The 17,670-nt window shown below is 60.1% G+C and carries 15 protein-coding genes; 2 read left to right on the top strand and 13 right to left on the bottom strand.

The window, feature by feature from the left end:
- Positions 1-83 precede the first annotated feature (83 nt).
- The 7 genes from sigX to ppsA form a co-directional block, all read right to left on the bottom strand.
- Positions 84-674, bottom strand: coding sequence for an RNA polymerase sigma factor SigX (sigX, locus tag VNV36_RS00605; RefSeq protein ID WP_016773832.1), 591 nt, complete (start codon positions 672-674; stop codon positions 84-86).
- Positions 675-764: 90 nt separating this feature from the next.
- Positions 765-1,589: a mechanosensitive ion channel family protein gene (locus tag VNV36_RS00600; RefSeq protein ID WP_016773831.1), complete on the bottom strand. Its 825-nt coding sequence runs from the start codon at positions 1,587-1,589 to the stop codon at positions 765-767.
- A gap of 2 nt (positions 1,590-1,591) precedes the next feature.
- A complete protein-coding gene (locus VNV36_RS00595) occupies positions 1,592-1,840 on the bottom strand; it encodes a hypothetical protein (protein WP_003223293.1) in 249 nt (82 codons plus the stop codon).
- Between the two features lie 63 nt (positions 1,841-1,903).
- Entirely contained in the window at positions 1,904-2,899 is a 996-nt protein-coding gene (gene cmaX / locus VNV36_RS00590; protein WP_325715241.1) for a divalent cation transporter CmaX, read from the bottom strand.
- Between the two features lie 21 nt (positions 2,900-2,920).
- A complete protein-coding gene (gene rraA, locus VNV36_RS00585; protein WP_325715239.1) occupies positions 2,921-3,412 on the bottom strand; it encodes a ribonuclease E activity regulator RraA in 492 nt (163 codons plus the stop codon).
- Positions 3,413-3,622: 210 nt separating this feature from the next.
- Positions 3,623-4,612, bottom strand: coding sequence for an alpha/beta fold hydrolase (locus tag VNV36_RS00580; protein WP_325715237.1), 990 nt, complete (start codon positions 4,610-4,612; stop codon positions 3,623-3,625).
- A gap of 98 nt (positions 4,613-4,710) precedes the next feature.
- On the bottom strand, positions 4,711-7,080 hold the full coding sequence (gene ppsA, locus VNV36_RS00575) for a phosphoenolpyruvate synthase (RefSeq protein ID WP_325715235.1): 2,370 nt from the start codon (positions 7,078-7,080) through the stop codon (positions 4,711-4,713).
- Positions 7,081-7,254: 174 nt separating this feature from the next.
- Between ppsA and ppsR the strand changes: the two genes are divergently transcribed.
- Positions 7,255-8,073, top strand: a complete 819-nt coding sequence (gene ppsR / locus VNV36_RS00570) for a posphoenolpyruvate synthetase regulatory kinase/phosphorylase PpsR (protein ID WP_016773826.1) — start codon at positions 7,255-7,257, stop codon at positions 8,071-8,073.
- A gap of 100 nt (positions 8,074-8,173) precedes the next feature.
- Here ppsR and prpD read toward each other — a convergent pair whose 3' ends face one another.
- The 6 genes from prpD to VNV36_RS00540 form a co-directional block, all read right to left on the bottom strand.
- Complete coding sequence (prpD, locus tag VNV36_RS00565; RefSeq protein ID WP_325715233.1) at positions 8,174-9,658, bottom strand: 2-methylcitrate dehydratase; 1,485 nt, start codon at positions 9,656-9,658, stop codon at positions 8,174-8,176.
- Between the two features lie 182 nt (positions 9,659-9,840).
- Positions 9,841-11,043, bottom strand: coding sequence for a 2-methylaconitate cis-trans isomerase PrpF (gene prpF, locus VNV36_RS00560; protein WP_325715231.1), 1,203 nt, complete (start codon positions 11,041-11,043; stop codon positions 9,841-9,843).
- Positions 11,044-11,095: 52 nt separating this feature from the next.
- Entirely contained in the window at positions 11,096-13,690 is a 2,595-nt protein-coding gene (gene acnD / locus VNV36_RS00555; RefSeq protein ID WP_325715229.1) for a Fe/S-dependent 2-methylisocitrate dehydratase AcnD, read from the bottom strand.
- A 205-nt stretch (positions 13,691-13,895) separates the two neighbouring features.
- Positions 13,896-15,023 (bottom strand): bifunctional 2-methylcitrate synthase/citrate synthase, encoded by a 1,128-nt coding sequence (gene prpC / locus VNV36_RS00550; protein ID WP_325715227.1) that lies wholly within the window; start codon positions 15,021-15,023, stop codon positions 13,896-13,898.
- A 135-nt stretch (positions 15,024-15,158) separates the two neighbouring features.
- On the bottom strand, positions 15,159-16,052 hold the full coding sequence (gene prpB / locus VNV36_RS00545; RefSeq protein ID WP_325715225.1) for a methylisocitrate lyase: 894 nt from the start codon (positions 16,050-16,052) through the stop codon (positions 15,159-15,161).
- Positions 16,049-16,771 (bottom strand): GntR family transcriptional regulator, encoded by a 723-nt coding sequence (locus tag VNV36_RS00540; protein WP_325715342.1) that lies wholly within the window; start codon positions 16,769-16,771, stop codon positions 16,049-16,051. Before VNV36_RS00540 ends, prpB begins: the two co-directional genes overlap by 4 nt.
- Before the next feature lie 357 nt (positions 16,772-17,128).
- On the opposite strand from VNV36_RS00540, the gene rloA reads away from it, so the two are divergent.
- On the top strand, positions 17,129-17,665 hold the full coding sequence (gene rloA / locus VNV36_RS00535; RefSeq protein ID WP_016773819.1) for a retropepsin-like aspartic peptidase RloA: 537 nt from the start codon (positions 17,129-17,131) through the stop codon (positions 17,663-17,665).
- The last annotated feature ends 5 nt before the right edge of the window (positions 17,666-17,670 follow it).

Raw genomic sequence — 17,670 nt, 5'->3', positions numbered from 1 at the left:
GTGAAGCAGTCCCGCAAACCGGGGGACAACTCGGCGGCAAGTCTATCAGAACTTGCCTACACGTAAGAGATATTTGCGCTGAACTAAGTTTCAGCAATGCCTGCAAATTTCTCACGCAATTTATCTAGAGCGCGTTTGTAACGCATTTTTGTCGCACTCAAACCCATGTGCATGATGTCTGCGATCTCCTGAAACTCCAGCTCTGCGACAAATCGTAGCACCAGAATTTCGCGGTCAATCGGATTCACATACACCAGCCAGCGATCAAGCCCACCCTTCTCCTCCGGCTTCGGCGCCTTTTCTTCAGACGCTTCTTCGAGAGGGTCCAGACTGAGAGCGTCCATCAAGCGACGCTTACGCCGTTCCTTCCGATACTGCGTGATGCATTCGTTGTAAGTGATGCTGTAAAGCCAGGTTTTGAACTTCGATTTCCCCTCGAAGTTCTTCAGGCCGTACAGCACCTTCAGCATCACTTCCTGACAGACATCGTCTGCGTCGCGATCGTTCCCGAGATATCTCGCGCAGACGTTAAATAATGTTCGCTGGTAACGCCGCATCAACTCTTCGTAGGCGCGCGTTACGTGAAACAGCTCGGTATGCGAGCGCGCGACCAACTCCTCATCAGAGAGCTCGCGGGGGTCGTAGCGCGTGGATAGCGGTTGGGCTTTATTCAAAACAAGTCGTGCCGACAGTCAGGTCAATGTCCGCCACAACCAGCCTCGGCTGGCATTTTGCGGCGGCATACATTAGCAGGGTTTGCCGGTTTAGCGGCTACTCACATGCTGTTCCAGCAGGATCCGATTGGAGAGAGAGACTAGCTCACCCTCATCGGTCAGCAATGTGGTTTTAACCGTGCCGATCTCTTCGATCTGGCCTTCGACCTCGCCAACACGCACTTGTTGCCCAACCTCGTACAACTCACGCACATAGATTCCCGCAAGAATCTGACCGGCAATTTCCCGGCTTCCCAAACCCATGGCCAGCGCAACGGCCAGACCAACGGTAATCAATACGATGACAATTACATGGTTCAGCAGGTCAGTCTTGACCTCGAGCTGGCTGATCGCAACCGAGATGCTGATGATGATCACCAGCCCCTGCGCAATCCGTCCCAGCCCGGAAGCATAGTCCAGGCCTACGCCTTCTGCCGCCCCGCGCACCAGCCCGTTGGCCAATTGCGCCAGCAAAACACCGACCAGCAACACCAGTGCGGCGCCGAATACTTTCGGCAGATACAACGCCAGCATGTCCAGCGTAGCTGAAACTCGCTCAAGGCCAAGGGATTCTGCTGCAGAAACCAGAAAGATCAGCAGAACGAACCAGTAAACGATTTTACCGATCAGGGTCGAAATTGGCACCTGCAGCCCGGCCCGCGACATCAACTTGGTCAGCCCGGTGCCGCCCATCAGGCGATCGAGGCCCAATTTGGCCAGCAGTTTGGAGAGCAAAGTGTCGAGCAGCTTCGCTACGACGAAACCCAACAGCAGCACGACCAGTGCGCCGAACAGGTTCGGGATGAAATTGGCGACTTTTGTCCACAACGCAGTCATTGCAGTGACGAGGCTCTGAGTCCAGAGATCAAGTTCCATATTCAATCAGCCTTATCAGCAGTGCGAGCAGTGGTTTTACGAAGACGGGAAACCGGCGAGACGTGAGCCGAGCCGTTGTTCAGGGCAATCATCAGCGCGGGCAGCCAGCGGCCCAGCAGGCTGAACAGATCGCCGGCGCCGACCTGGCGGTTGGCGGTTTTGAGTACGCGGCCCAGGCACGCATCGTCGTCGCGGCTGGACGGCGAAGCGTTGAGCATGTCGCGCAAAGACTGTTCAAACGGGTCGTGCATACGCACCTCTCGTGATGTCTGTGAAAGACGCGGGCAGATTTGCTCGGGTCACATACGCCATGTTCACACCCAGCGCAAACGGCGGAACAACCACCACTGGCCGAACGCCAGGGCGAGCACTGTCATGCAGGCGATCAGGAAACCATACGGGCTGTCGGCGAACGGAATACCGCCGACATTGATACCCAGCAGCCCGGTGATGAAACTCATCGGCAAGAAGATGCAGGTGATGATGCCGAAGCGGTACATGGTGCGATTCATGTGCACGCTCAAACGCCGGTCCTCAGCCTCCAGCACAAGCCCCACGCGCTCCCGGGTCAATTCGAGTTCTTCCAGATAGCGGGTCAGGCTGTTGTTCAATTCGTTCCAGTAGTCGGCGTCGTCTTCGACGAACCACGGCAGTTTTATCCGCGTCAGCTGTCCGAAAATATCCCGCTGCGGTGCGAGAAAACGCTTCAGTCCGGCGGCCCTGCGGCGGATGTGCAAAATGGCGCCGTGCTCGGGAGTATACCGTTCGTCGGCGTCGAGTTTTTCTTCCTCTTCGTCGACCACTTCCGACAGGCACGTAACCAGATCCTGCACCTTGTTGGTGAGAAACTGCGCAAGATACAGCATCAATTCGGAGGACGTTTTCGGCCCTTTGCCCTCGCCAAGCAGTGCCAGCAACTCGTCGGTGGCGCGCAACGGCCGCAAACGCAGGGAAATCACCCGCTGCGCCGAGGCGAAAATCCGCACCGAAACCATGTCTTCCGGCTCGGCACCGGGGTTGAGATTGACCCCGCGCAGAAACAGCAGCAACGCGGAGTCGGGCAATGGCAGCAGCCGCGGTCGGGTGTTCTCTTCCAGCAGCAGATCGCAGGTGAATTCGTTGAGTCCGCTGGATTTGCGCAGCCAGGTCTGGGTCTGCGGATGGCTGCGATCCCAATGCAGCCACAGGCTTTCGTGGCCCTGCAACTGCAAGTCGTCCAGTTCAGTCCGGGCTATCGAACGCGCGCCGCCCTTGCCGTCCAGCACCAGGGCATGCACCAGCCCCCACTGCGCGTTTTCTTCCTCGAACATCCGCATCCCTTGTCGAAATCTTTATTCAGGCATTTTCAGCGGGCTTGGCGAAACGATCACGCCATTGTTGTCCGCATAAATGTACTGCCCGGGGTGAAACGTCACGCCGGCGAAAGTTACCGGAATATTGAGGTCGCCAATCCCGCGCTTGTCGGTTTTCATCGGGTGGCTGGCCAGCGCCTGCACACCCAGATCGGTCTGGGCGATGACGTCGACATCACGGATGCAACCGTAGATCACCAGCCCTTCCCAGCCGTTCTGCGCGGCCCTGGCGGCAATCATGTCGCCCAGCAGCGCGCGGCGCAGCGAGCCGCCGCCATCGACCACCAGCACTTTGCCTTTGCCATTGAGTTCGGCTTGCTCCTTGACCAGCGAGTTGTCTTCGAAGCACTTGATGGTCACGATTTCGCCACCGAACGAATCGCGGCCGCCGAAATTGCTGAACATCGGCTCCAGCACCTGCACCAGCTCCGGGTAGGCGTCGCACAGATCAGGCGTAAGGTAATGTTCCATCGAAAAACTCCTGTAACAAGGAAGACGATCAAGGATGCCGCATTCTGATGAGACGAGTTCCGGCGGTCGCTGTTTACCTTAGACCATGCCATGGTCGCTGAACGAACCTGAACCAGGGCTGAAACGTTATCGCCAAACAGTCACGAAATATGACCAGAACCGCACAACGCGTCATATCTTAGCCGCAAGCCAACCTGAACGGAACGCCCTTTACACCGCAGCGGCCAGATCAGCCGTCTGCGCCAGCAACGGCGTGTGCTGATCGCGCAACCAGCGCGCCACCAATGGCCACACCTCAACCTGCGCCGCTTTGCTGACCAGCATCTCGACATGGCCGAAATCATCCGAAAAACCCTGCTCGCGGCCCAGATTGACGAACTGCCTGTGCTCGGAGCCGATCTGCTCGAACAGCTTGCGACAGGCCCATGCCGGGTCCTGCTGATCGCCCGCCGCCGTCACTGCCAGCACCGGCACCTGAACCTCAGCGAGCCCGGCCCACCAATCCTTGTCCTTGTCGCCGAAGCGGCCGAACAAGCCGTACCAGCGCATGCTTTCGATGGCCAGACCGATCGGCTCGTCTTCCGGGCCGCGCTTGAGACGTGAGCCGGACAACTGCGCGAAACGCTTGAGAATAAAGCGCCCGCCCCACTCCACCGGTGGAATTTTCAATGGCCAATAGGTGCGGCTGACCTGGGTACCGAAAAACGCTGCCGAGGCCACCGCGGGTTCGCCAAGGTATTGGCCACCGAGTGCGGCCGCCAGGGTGATGCCGCCCAGGGAATGGCCAATCCAGTGCGGGATCTGCCCGCTCTGCTCGCGGACAAACGCGGCAATCGCCGGCAGATCGTAACGGGCGTAATCGGCCACGCGGTTGCGCCGGTAATCCTCATTGCGCTGGGACAATCCGTGACCGCGCATTTCCGGAATCCACACGTCAAAGCCCAGCCGCGTCAGATACGCGCCGAGCCCCAGGCCTTTGGGGGAAAACCAGAAACGCCGATTGGAAAAGCTGCCGTGCAGCAGAATCACCGGCACGCCGCGTGGCGCCGCGTCATCGGCCATGCCCAGGCGGGTGACGGCGATTTCCACGGACCAGTCCGGGCTGTTGCCGGGTTTCAATCGATAGACGTCTTCGCTCAGATCGCCGCGCCGCTCAGCGCTGATCAGTGCGACAGGAAACAGGTTGCTGCTGCTTTGCATAATGCTCTTGCACAAAAAAGGGCGGCATCCAACGGAGCCCGCCCTACTTCAATCTCAAGGCTCGCTCCCACACGGTAGAGCCGTCGTTCACATGTTGATCAAGCCTGACCTTCGGCGAGGAAGAACCAGGTCTCCAGCACGGTGTCGGGGTTCAGCGATACGCTTTCGATACCCTGCTCCATCAGCCACTTGGCCAGGTCCGGGTGGTCCGAAGGCCCCTGACCACAGATACCGATGTACTTGCCGGCCTTGTTGCACGCCTGAATGGCGTTGGCCAACAGTTTCTTGACCGCCGGATTACGCTCGTCGAACAGATGGGCGATGATCCCCGAGTCGCGATCCAGACCCAGCGTCAGTTGGGTCAGGTCGTTGGAGCCGATCGAGAAACCGTCGAAGAATTCGAGGAATTCCTCAGCCAGAATCGCGTTGGATGGCAGTTCGCACATCATGATCACGCGCAGGCCATTCTCGCCGCGCTTCAAGCCGTTCTCGGCGAGCAGATCGACCACCTGGCTGGCTTCGCCCAGAGTGCGGACGAACGGCACCATGATTTCCACGTTGGTCAGACCCATCTCGTTGCGCACGCGTTTGAGCGCACGGCACTCGAGCTCGAAGCAGTCGCGGAACGATTCGCTGATGTAACGCGAGGCGCCACGGAAGCCGAGCATCGGGTTTTCTTCTTCCGGCTCGTAGAGTTTGCCGCCGATCAGGTTGGCGTATTCGTTGGACTTGAAGTCCGACAGCCGCACGATGACTTTCTTCGGCGTGAACGCAGCAGCCAGGGTGCTGATGCCTTCCACCAGTTTGTCGACGTAGAAGTCGACCGGGTCGTTGTAACCGGCGATGCGTTTGTCGACGCTATCCTTGATTTCCTGCGGCAGACCGTCGTAGTTCAGCAGCGCTTTGGGGTGCACGCCGATCATGCGGTTGATGATGAATTCCAGACGCGCCAGGCCTACGCCGGCATTCGGCAGTTGTGCGAAGTCGAAAGCGCGATCCGGGTTGCCGACGTTCATCATGATCTTGAACGGCAGCTCCGGCATGGCGTCGACGGAGTTCTTCTTGATGTCGAAACCCAGTTCGCCTTCGAAGATGTAACCGGTGTCGCCTTCGGCGCAGGACACGGTCACGCCCTGGCCATCCTTCAGCAGTTGGGTGGCGTTGCCGCAACCCACCACCGCCGGAATGCCCAGCTCACGGGCGATGATCGCCGCGTGGCAGGTACGCCCGCCACGGTTGGTGACGATGGCACTGGCGCGCTTCATTACCGGTTCCCAGTCCGGGTCGGTCATGTCGGAGACCAGCACGTCGCCCGGCTGGACCTTGTCCATCTCGGAAACGTCTTTGATGATGCGCACTTTGCCGGCGCCGATGCGCTGGCCGATCGCGCGACCTTCCACCAGCACCGTGCCGGTTTCCTTGAGCAGGTAACGTTCCATGACGTTGGCCTGGGTGCGGCTTTTCACGGTTTCAGGGCGCGCCTGCACGATGTACAGCTTGCCGTCATCACCGTCCTTGGCCCACTCGATGTCCATCGGGCAGCCGTAGTGCTTCTCGATGATCATTGCCTGCTTGGCCAGCTCGCTGACTTCGGCGTCGGTCAGGCAGAAACGCGCGCGCTCGGCCTTGTCGACATCGACGGTCTTGACCGAACGACCGGCCTTGGCCTCGTCGCCATAGATCATCTTGATCGCTTTGCTGCCCAGGTTGCGACGCAGGATTGCCGGACGGCCGGCCTCCAGCGTGCCTTTGTGCACATAGAACTCATCCGGGTTGACCGCGCCTTGTACGACGGTTTCGCCCAGGCCGTAGGCGCCGGTGATGAACACCACGTCACGGAAGCCCGATTCGGTATCGAGGGTGAACATCACGCCGGCGGTGCCGGTTTCCGAACGCACCATGCGCTGCACGCCGGCAGACAGGGCGACCAGTTTGTGGTCGAAGCCCTGGTGCACGCGGTAGGAAATCGCACGGTCGTTGAACAGCGATGCGAACACCTCTTTGGCCGCGCGGATCACGTTGTCCACGCCACGGATGTTCAGGAAGGTCTCCTGCTGACCGGCGAACGAAGCGTCGGGCAGATCTTCGGCGGTGGCGGAGGAACGCACGGCCACGGCGACGTCAGGATTGCCGGCCGACAGCGCGGCGAACGCGGTGCGGATCTCGGTGTTGAGTTTTTCCGGGAATTCGGCGTCCATGATCCACTGGCGGATCTGCGCGCCGGTCTTGGCCAGGGCATTGACGTCGTCGACGTCGAGGGCGTCGAGTGCCTTGTGGATCTGATCGTTCAGGCCGCTCAGTTCGAGGAAGTCACGATAGGCCTGAGCCGTCGTGGCGAAGCCGCCGGGGACCGAAACACCGGCGCCTGCCAGGTTACTGATCATCTCGCCCAGGGATGCGTTCTTGCCCCCCACATGCTCAACATCGTGTTTGCCGAGCTTATCGAGGGAAACTACGTACTCTACCAAGGTGATCTCTCCACTAACTGTGTTGGAAAAGCTCAGAAACCGGCAGCCCGGGGGAGCCTTGACCGGTCGTATGGCCTGGACCTGGAAAATAAGTGAGAATGCGGGCCAATCGCGGCCGACAAATCGCGCCTATCATATCCAAGAATCTTCTTTAGTCTAAGGCCCAAGGTGCAAATGAAACGATCTGCTTTCTTCATCTCCGATGGCACCGGCATCACCGCCGAAACCCTGGGTCAAAGCCTTCTGGCGCAGTTCGAAAACATTACCTTCAGCAAGTTCACGCGGCCCTACATCGACAGCGTGGAAAAAGCGCGGGCCATGGTACAACAAATCAACAAAGCCGCTGAAACCGACGGCTTTCGGCCGATCATCTTCGACACCATCGTCAATCAGGACATCCGTGAGATTCTCGCAACGTCCAATGGTTTCATGATCGACATTTTCTCGACCTTCCTCGCGCCGCTCGAACAGGAGCTCACCGAGCATTCTTCCTACACCGTCGGCAAGTCCCACTCCATCGGGCACAACTCCAATTACATGGAGCGCATCGAGGCGGTGAACTTCGCCCTCGATAACGATGACGGCGCGCGCACCCACTATTACGACAAAGCCGATCTGATACTAGTAGGCGTGTCGCGATGCGGCAAAACCCCGACGTGTCTGTACATGGCGATGCAATTCGGCATCCGCGCGGCCAACTATCCGCTGACCGAGGACGATATGGAACGCCTGACCCTGCCGACGGCCCTGCGCGCCCATCAGCACAAGCTGTTCGGCCTGACCATCGACCCTGATCGCCTCACCGCGATCCGCAACGAGCGCAAGCCCAACAGCCGCTATTCGAGCTACGCGCAGTGCGAGTTCGAAGTACGCGAAGTGGAAAACCTGTTCCGCCGCGAGAACATCCCGCACATCAACTCCACGCATTTTTCCGTGGAAGAGATTTCGGCGAAGATTCTCGTGGAGAAAGGGGTTGAGCGGCGGTTCAAGTAGTTCGGCGTCGCCTGAACTGCCGTATTCGCGAGCAGGCTCGCTCCCACAGGAGATCCAGTGTGGGAGCGAGCCTGCTCGCGAAGAACGATGACACGGTCTGTCAGATAACAAACAGGTCGATGAACCGATTCACCGGTGTGGCCTCCAGCCGCGCCTGATCCTCGCATAGCGCAAAAATCTCGGCGCAACGCTGCCCGGCGAACCGCGTGGCCAGGTTGGCCTTGAATTTCTCTTCCAGCAACGGAATGCCCTCTGCCCGGCGACGACGATGGCCGATCGGGTACTCCACCAGCACGTTCTCGGTACTGCTGCCGTCCTTGAAAAACACCTGTACGGCATTGGCAATCGAGCGCTTGTCGGCTTCGAGGTATTCGCGGCTGAAACGTGGCTCTTCGACAATGACCATTTTCTCGCGCAGCACGTCGATGATCGGGTGCGCTTTGTGGAAATCGTCTTCGTAGTGCTCGGCCACCAGATTGCCGAACGCCAGCGGCACGGCGGTCATGTATTGCAGGCAGTGATCGCGGTCGGCGGCGTTGGCCAGCGGGCCAACCTTGGAAATAATGCGGATCGCCGATTCGTGGGTGGTGATGACGATACGATCGATTTCATGCAGGCGATTACGCACCTGCGGATGCAACGTCACCGCCGCCTCACACGCCGTCTGTGCGTGGAATTCAGCCGGGAAGCTGATCTTGAACAGCACGTTCTCCATCACATAGCTGCCGAACGGTCGGGAAAAGCTGAACGCGCGTTTGTTTTCGGGTTTCAGCGACAAATCGTTGTTGGTGTGGCTGAACGACACGTCGTAGAAACCCCACTGCTTCGCACTCAATACTCCTGGAATGCCCATCTCGCCGCGCATGGCGATGTCGGCCAGACGTACGCCGCGACTCGCCGCATCGCCCGCCGCCCAGGATTTGCGCGAGCCGGCGTTTGGCGCATGGCGATAAGTGCGCAGGGCCTGACCGTCGGCGAAGGCATGGGACAGCGCCGACAACAGCTGCTCGCGATTGGCGCCCATCAGTCTGGCGCTGACGGCGGTTGACGCGACTTTCACCAGAATGACGTGATCGAGCCCGACACGATTGAAGGAGTTTTCCAAAGCGATCACGCCTTGAATCTCGTGGGCCATGATCATCGCTTCCAGCACATCGCGGACGGTCAGCGGCGCTTCGCCATTGGCGACACGTTTCTGCGACAGGTGATCGGCGACCGCAAGGATGGCACCAAGGTTATCCGACGGATGCCCCCATTCGGCGGCAAGCCAGGTGTCGTTGTAGTCGAGCCAGCGGACGATGCAGCCGATGTCCCAGGCGGCCTTGACCGGATCGAGACGATAACTGGTGCCCGGCACCCGCGCGCCGAATGGCACAACCGTGCCCTCGACAAGTGGCCCCAGATGCTTGGTGCACTCGGGAAAGCGCAGGGCCAGCAGGCCGCAGCCGAGGGTATCGATCAGGCAGTTGCGGGCAGTGTTCAGCGCTTCGCTGGATTCGGCTTTGAAGGTGAGAACGTAGTCGGCGATGTCCTGCAGCACACGGTCGTAATCGGGGCGGTTGTTCAGGTCGACGTTGGCGCTCATAGTGGTTCCCTCGTGACGTGGTTCGTTGATGGGACCTCGGTTCAGGGCTAACTTTTTATGGTTGGAATGCAATCCCTGTAGGAGCTGCCGAAGGCTGCGATCTTTTGATTTTGTTTTTCAAGATCAAAATCAAGATCAAAAGATCGCAGCCTTCGGCGGCTCCTACAGGGAAATGTGTTATGTCAGTAAGAGTCTGCAGGCACGCGGACGTAACCTTCCATGAGCACCCGTGCACTGCGGCTCATGATGGCTTTCTTCACCATCCACTCGCCGTTCTCCAGCGTCGCCTCAGCGCCCACGCGCAACGTTCCCGACGGATGCCCGAAACGCACGGCATTGCGTTCAACCCCACCCGCAGCAAGATTCACCAGCGTGCCGGAAATCGCCGCCGCCGTGCCGATCGCCACCGCCGCCGTACCCATCATCGCGTGATGCAGCTTGCCCATCGACAACGCGCGCACCAGCAAATCCACGTCACTGGCGGCAATCGCCTTGCCGCTCGACGCGACGTAATCCGCAGGCTTGGCCACGAACGCGACTTTCGGCGTGTGCTGCCGTTTCGCGGCCTCGTCCAGATTGGAAATCAGGCCCATGCGCAACGCACCGTAGGCACGAATTGTCTCGAACATCAGCAGCGCTTTCGGATCACCGTTGATCGCGCCTTGCAGCTCGGTGCCGGAGTAGCCGATGTCTTCGGCATTGACGAAGATCGTCGGAATGCCAGCATTGATCATGGTCGCCTTGAACGTGCCGACGCCCGGCACTTGCAGCTCATCGACGAGATTGCCGGTGGGGAACATCGAGCCACCGCCGCCCTCTTCTTCCGCCGCCGGATCGATGAATTCGACCTGCACTTCGGCCGCCGGAAAAGTCACGCCGTCGAGTTCGAAATCACCGGTTTCCTGGACTTCGCCGTTGGTGATCGGCACATGGGCGATGATGGTCTTGCCGATATTGGCCTGCCACACGCGCACCACCGCCACGCCGTTGTGCGGAATGCGGCTAGCGTCAACCAGACCGTTGCTGATGGCGAACGAACCGACCGCCGCCGAGAGATTGCCGCAGTTGCCGCTCCAGTCGACGAAAGGCTTGTCGATGGATACCTGGCCAAACAGGTAATCAACGTCGTGATCGGCCCGGGTGCTTTTCGACAGGATCACGGTTTTGCTGGTGCTCGACGTCGCGCCGCCCATGCCGTCGATCTGCTTGTCGTACGGGTCGGGGCTGCCGATCACCCGCAGCAGCAACGCGTCGCGAGCCGGGCCGGGAACCTGCGCGGCTTCGGGCAAATCGGTAAGGCTGAAAAACACGCCTTTGCTGGTGCCGCCACGCATGTAGGTGGCGGGGATTTTGATCTGCGGTGCGAAATTAGCTGCGTGAGCCATGATGCTCCTTACCGAAGGCATGGGACATAAAATCCCATGCCCACAAGTTGATTTAAACGGCCACCGCCGCCCCTTCGAGGAAGTCCTGAGCAAAGCGCTGCAACACGCCGCCAGCCTCGTAGATCGACACTTCTTCTGCAGTATCGAGACGGCAGGTCACCGGCACTTCCACACGCTCGCCATTCTTGCGATGGATCACCAAAGTCAGATCCGCGCGCGGTTTGCGCTCACCTGCCACGTCGTAGGTTTCGCTGCCATCGATGGCCAGAGTGTGGCGGTTGGTGCCGGGTTTGAACTCCAGCGGCAACACGCCCATGCCCACCAGGTTGGTGCGGTGAATGCGCTCGAAACCTTCAGCGGCAATCGCCTCGACTCCGGCCAGGCGCACGCCTTTCGCCGCCCAGTCGCGGGACGAACCCTGACCGTAATCGGCACCGGCGATGATGATCAGCGGCTGCTTGCGCTCCATGTAGGTTTCGATGGCTTCCCACATGCGCATCACCTTGCCTTCCGGCTCGACGCGAGCGAGCGAGCCCTGCTTGACCTTGCCGTTTTCCACGACCATTTCGTTGAACAGTTTCGGGTTGGCAAACGTCGCACGCTGTGCGGTCAAGTGGTCGCCACGGTGGGTGGCGTAGGAGTTGAAGTCCTCTTCCGGCAAACCCATTTTCGCCAGGTATTCGCCGGCGGCGCTGTCGAGCATGATCGCGTTGGACGGCGACAGGTGATCGGTGGTGATGTTGTCCGGCAGCACCGCCAGCGGGCGCATGCCCTTGAGCGGACGGGCGCCGGCCAGCGCGCCTTCCCAGTACGGCGGACGGCGGATATAGGTGCTCATCTCGCGCCAGTCGTACAGCGGCGCAACTTTCGGGCCGGTGTCTTCATGCACGGCGAACATCGGAATGTAGACCTGACGGAACTGCTCAGGCTTGACCGACGACTTCACCACCGCATCGATTTCTTCGTCGCTCGGCCAGATGTCTCTCAGGCGGATTTCCCGACCATCGACCACGCCCAGCACATCCTTCTCAATATCGAAACGGATGGTCCCGGCGATGGCGTATGCGACCACCAGCGGCGGCGACGCGAGGAATGCTTGCTTGGCGTACGGGTGAATGCGTCCGTCGAAATTGCGGTTGCCGGACAGCACGGCAGTCGCATACAGATCGCGGTCGATGATTTCCTGCTGGATCGCCGGATCGAGGGCACCGGACATGCCATTGCAAGTGGTGCAGGCAAACGCCACGACGCCAAACCCGAGCTGTTCCAGCTCAGGGGTCAGCCCCGCTTCGTCGAGGTACAGCGCCACGGTTTTCGAACCCGGGGCTAGCGAGGATTTCACCCACGGTTTGCGGGTCAGGCCGAGCTTGTTGGCATTGCGCGCCAAGAGGCCTGCGGCGATGACGTTGCGCGGGTTGCTGGTGTTGGTGCAACTGGTGATCGCTGCGATGATCACTGCGCCATCAGGCATTTGCCCCGGCACGTCATCCCACTGGCCGGAGATGCCATTGGCCGCCAGATCCGAGACCGCGACGCGAGCGTGCGGGTTGCTCGGGCCGGCCATGTTGCGCACTACCGAAGACAAATCGAACGTCAGGCCACGCTCGTATTGCGCACCTTTCAGGCTATCAGCCCACAGACCGGTCAACTTGGCATATTGCTCGACCAATTGAACCTGCTGGTCTTCGCGGCCAGTGAGCTTCAGGTAGTCGATGGTCTGCTGGTCGATATAGAACATCGCCGCCGTGGCGCCGTATTCCGGGGCCATGTTGGAGATGGTCGCACGGTCGCCGAGGGTCAGCGCCGCCGCGCCTTCGCCGAAAAACTCCAGCCAGGCGCCGACGACTTTCTGTTTGCGCAGGTATTCGGTCAGGGCCAGCACCATGTCGGTGGCGGTGATGCCCGGTTGCAGCTTGCCGGTCAGTTCGACGCCGACGCTTTCCGGCAGGCGCATCCACGAGGCGCGGCCGAGCATCACGCTCTCGGCTTCAAGGCCACCGACGCCGATGGCGATCACGCCCAACGCATCGACGTGGGGGGTGTGGCTGTCGGTGCCGACGCAAGTGTCGGGGAACGCCACACCTTCACGCACCTGAATCACCGGCGACATTTTCTCCAGATTGATCTGGTGCATGATGCCGTTGCCCGGAGGGATCACGTCGACGTTCTTGAAGGCCTTTTTGGTCCAGTTGATGAAGTGGAAACGGTCTTCGTTGCGACGGTCTTCGATGGCGCGGTTTTTCTCGAACGCCTGAGCATCGAAACCGCCCGCCTCGACGGCCAGCGAGTGGTCGACGATCAATTGCGTCGGCACCACCGGGTTGACTTGCGCCGGGTCACCGCCCTGCAACGCGATCGCGTCCCGCAGGCCGGCGAGGTCGACCAGCGCGGTCTGACCGAGGATGTCGTGGCAGACCACCCGTGCCGGAAACCATGGGAAATCCAGATCGCGTTTGCGCTCAATCAGTTGCTTGAGCGAATCGGTCAGCGTGGCCGGGTCGCAGCGACGCACAAGGTTTTCCGCCAGCACACGGGAGGTGTACGGCAGGGTGTCGTAGCTGCCAGGCGCAATCGCCTCGACTGCCGCGCGGGTGTCGAAGTAGTCCAGCGGCGTGCCGGGCAGGTTCTTGCGAAATTGTGTGTTCATCGGGTCAGGACTCGGGTCACGGTGGTAGCAAGTGATGGGCGTTACACCGACCTTGAGGTTCACACCGCCCTGCAGGAGCTGCCGAGTGCAACGCGGCTGCGATCTTTTGATCTTGCATTTAAAAAATCAACGTCAAAAGATCGCAGCCTCGTTGCACTCGTCAGCTCCTACAAGGGATTGCGGTGTACTCGGGTCAGCCCACCGGTCAGCGACGTTCGATTGGCACGAACTTACGCTGTTCGACGCCGACATACTCGGCGCTCGGGCGGATGATGCGGTTGTTGGCGCGCTGTTCGAACACGTGCGCAGCCCAGCCGGTCAGGCGCGAGCAGACGAAGATCGGCGTGAACAGCTTGGTCGGAATGCCCATGAAGTGATACGCCGAGGCATGGTAGAAATCGGCATTGGGAAACAGTTTCTTCTGCTCCCACATGGTCTTGTCGATGGCTTCGGAAACCGGGAACAGCACCTTGTCGCCAACCTCGTCAGCGAGTTTTTTCGCCCAGCCCTTGATCACCTCGTTGCGCGGGTCGCTGTCCTTATAGATCGCATGGCCGAAGCCCATGATCTTGTCCTTGCGTTCGAGCATGCCGAGGGTGCCTTTGATCGCCTCTTCGGGCGAGGCGAAGCGCTCGATCATTTCCATCGCCGCCTCGTTGGCGCCGCCGTGCAGCGGGCCGCGCAGCGAACCGATGGCCGCGGTCACGCAGGAATACAGATCCGACAGGGTCGATGCGCAAACGCGGGCGGTGAACGTCGAGGCGTTGAATTCGTGCTCGGCGTAAAGGATCAGCGACACGTTCATCACTTTGACGTGCAGTTCGCTCGGTTTCTTGTCGTGCAGCAAGTGCAGGAAGTGGCCGCCAATGGTCGGTTCATCAGTTACGCAATCGATGCGCTTGCCATCGTGGCTGAAGCGATACCAGTAGCACATGATCGCCGGGAACGCGGCGAGCAAACGGTCGGTCTTGTCGCGTTGCTCGGAGAAGTCTTTCTCCGGCTCGATGTTGCCAAGGAACGAGCAACCGGTGCGCATGACGTCCATTGGGTGGGCGTCGGCCGGGATGCGCTCAAGCACCTCTTTGAGTGCTTGCGGCAGGTCGCGCAGCTTGCTCAGTTTGCTCTGATAGTCGGCCAGTTGCGCCTTGCTCGGCAGTTCGCCGTACAGCAGCAGGTAGGCGACTTCTTCAAACTGCGCGTCGGCGGCCAGTTCACGCACGTCATAGCCGCGATAGGTCAGCCCGGCACCGGCCTGGCCCACGGTGGACAGTGCGGTTTGCCCGGCCACTTGGCCCCGGAGCCCGGCGCCACTGAGTACTTTTGCTTCGGCCATTGTTGTCTCCAGTTTTCTTGAATTTGTAGGGGAAACATGTGGGAGCGAGCCTGCTCGCGAATGCGTTGTGTCATTCACATAGTGATTGCCTGATTCACCGCTTTCGCGAGCAGGCTCGCTCCCACAGGGTTTTGTTCAGCCTTTTTTCTGTGCAAACAACGCATCGAGCTTCTGCTCGAACGTGTGGTAATCGATACGCTCGTAAAGCTCCATGCGAGTCTGCATGGTGTCGATGACATTCTGTTGCGTGCCGTCGCGGCGGATCGCGGTGTAAACGTTTTCCGCCGCCTTGTTCATCGCGCGGAACGCCGACAGCGGATAGAGCACCAGCGACACATCGGCAGCGGCCAGTTGCTCGGTGGTGTACAGCGGCGTCGCGCCGAACTCGGTGATGTTGGCCAGGATCGGCGCTTTCACTCGATTGGCGAACAATTTGTACATGTCCAGTTCCGTAATCGCTTCCGGGAAGATCATGTCAGCGCCGGCCTCGATGCACGCTGCCGCACGATCCAGTGCCGACTCCAGCCCTTCCACCGCCAGCGCATCGGTGCGCGCCATGATCACGAAGCTGTCGTCGGTGCGCGCATCGACGGCGGCCTTGATGCGATCGACCATTTCCTGCTGGCTGACGATCTCTTTATTGGGACGGTGGCCACAACGCTTGGCGCCAACCTGATCCTCAATGTGAATCGCCGCCGCGCCGAACTTGATCATCGACTTGACGGTGCGTGCCACGTTGAACGCCGACGAACCGAAACCGGTGTCGACATCGACCAGCAGCGGCAGATCGCAGACATCGGTGATGCGGCGCACGTCGGTCAGCACGTCGTCCAGCCCGGTGATGCCCAGGTCCGGCACGCCCAGAGAACCTGCGGCCACACCGCCACCGGACAGGTAGATCGCCTTGAAACCGGCGCGTTTGGCCAGCAGCGCGTGGTTGGCGTTGATCGCGCCGACCACTTGCAAAGGATGCTCGCTGGCGACCGCGTCGCGGAAGCGCTGGCCCGGCGTGTTCAGGTTGGAACTCATGAGTCACCTCGTTCAGTGGCTGTCTGGTGGTGGTCGCCGTCTTCGTAGTGACGGGCGATGTTGCGTTTGGAGGCGCCGATATGGCGGCGCATCAACAGTTCCGCGAGTTCGCCGTCACGGTCGGCGATGGCATCGAGAATACGGTGGTGTTCGGCGAAGGCCTGGTGCGGGCGATTCGGCGTGGTGGAAAACTGGATGCGGTACATGCGCACCAGTTGATACAGCTCGCCGCAGAGCATTTGCGTCAGCGTGCGATTGCCGCTGCCCTGGATAATCCGGTAATGGAAGTCGAAGTCGCCCTCCTGCTGGTAGTAACCGACACCGGCCTGAAACGCCGCATCGCGCTCGTGGGTTTCCAGAACCCGGCGCAATTCGTCGATTTCCTCGACGCTCATGCGCTCGGCCGCGAGGCGGCAGGCCATGCCTTCGAGGGATTCACGGATTTCGTAGAGCTCGATCAGCTCGGCATGGCTGAGCGAAACCACCCGCGCACCGACGTGCGGCACGCGCACCAACAGGCGCTGACCTTCCAGACGGTGAATCGCCTCACGCAATGGCCCCCGGCTAATGCCATAGGTGCGCGCCAGCTCCGGCTCGGAAATCTTGCTGCCGGGGGCGATTTCACCCTTGACGATCGCGGCCTGAATGCGCCGAAAGACGTTTTCCGACAGCGTCTCGGAGTCGTCGCCGCTGATGACCGGGGGATCGAGTTGATCCAGCATGATTGTCGACACCTTGAAATCCAATGCGGCAAAAACTAGCCAATTAGCGTGCACCAGTCAAAGGATAAATAGGTATTGTCGACAATCGTCTAATAACCTAAAAAGATCGCAGCCTTCGGCGGCTCCTACAGAATGTACGCCGATCGCGTGTGGGAGCTGCCGAAGGCTGCGATCTTTTGATCTTGCTACAGGCTGCCCCAAGCGCTGGCGCCATAAAACCACCGTGCTAGAATGCCGCCCGCATTTGCGGGTCTTTGTACGGCTTGCCATAAAAAGCTGCCAGGCACACGCAGGGGCTCGCGCACGGTCGTGCGGGCACCTGAACCGATAACGGAACGCTGCGCACCAGGATTTATGAGACTCAAGCCTTTCCCCACGTTTTTCGCCTTGTTTTGCCTGCCCGGCCTCGCCGCCGCGGGGGAAAAAACCGTGTACGGCCTCAACGAATACGCTTCGCTTGACGGTATCAATCTCGAAGTCGCAGCCAAGCTCGACACCGGGGCGAAAACCGCCTCGCTGAGTGCCCGCGACATCAAACGCTTCAAACGCAACGGTGAATCCTGGGTACGTTTCTACCTGGCGATCGATACCGCGCACTCACACCCGATCGAACGTCCGCTGGCCCGGGTCAGCAAGATCAAGCGCCGCGCCGGCGACTACGATCCGGAGGAAGGCAAGCAATACACCGCCCGTCCGGTAATCGAGCTGGATATCTGCATGGGTTCGGCCATGCGCAGCATCGAAGTGAACCTGACCGACCGAAGTGCGTTCCAATACCCGCTCTTGATCGGCTCCGAGGCGCTGAAACGCTTCGACGCGCTGGTCGACCCCAGTCTTAAATACGCTGCCGGCAAACCTGCCTGCACCATCGCCGCTCATACCGCCGAGTAATTTCC

Origin of the sequence: Pseudomonas sp. (assembly GCF_035554175.1) — a bacterium.
GTDB lineage: Bacteria > Pseudomonadota > Gammaproteobacteria > Pseudomonadales > Pseudomonadaceae > Aquipseudomonas.
Note: the sequence above shows the minus strand (reverse complement) of the source record. Positions and strands in the feature narration are given on the sequence as shown.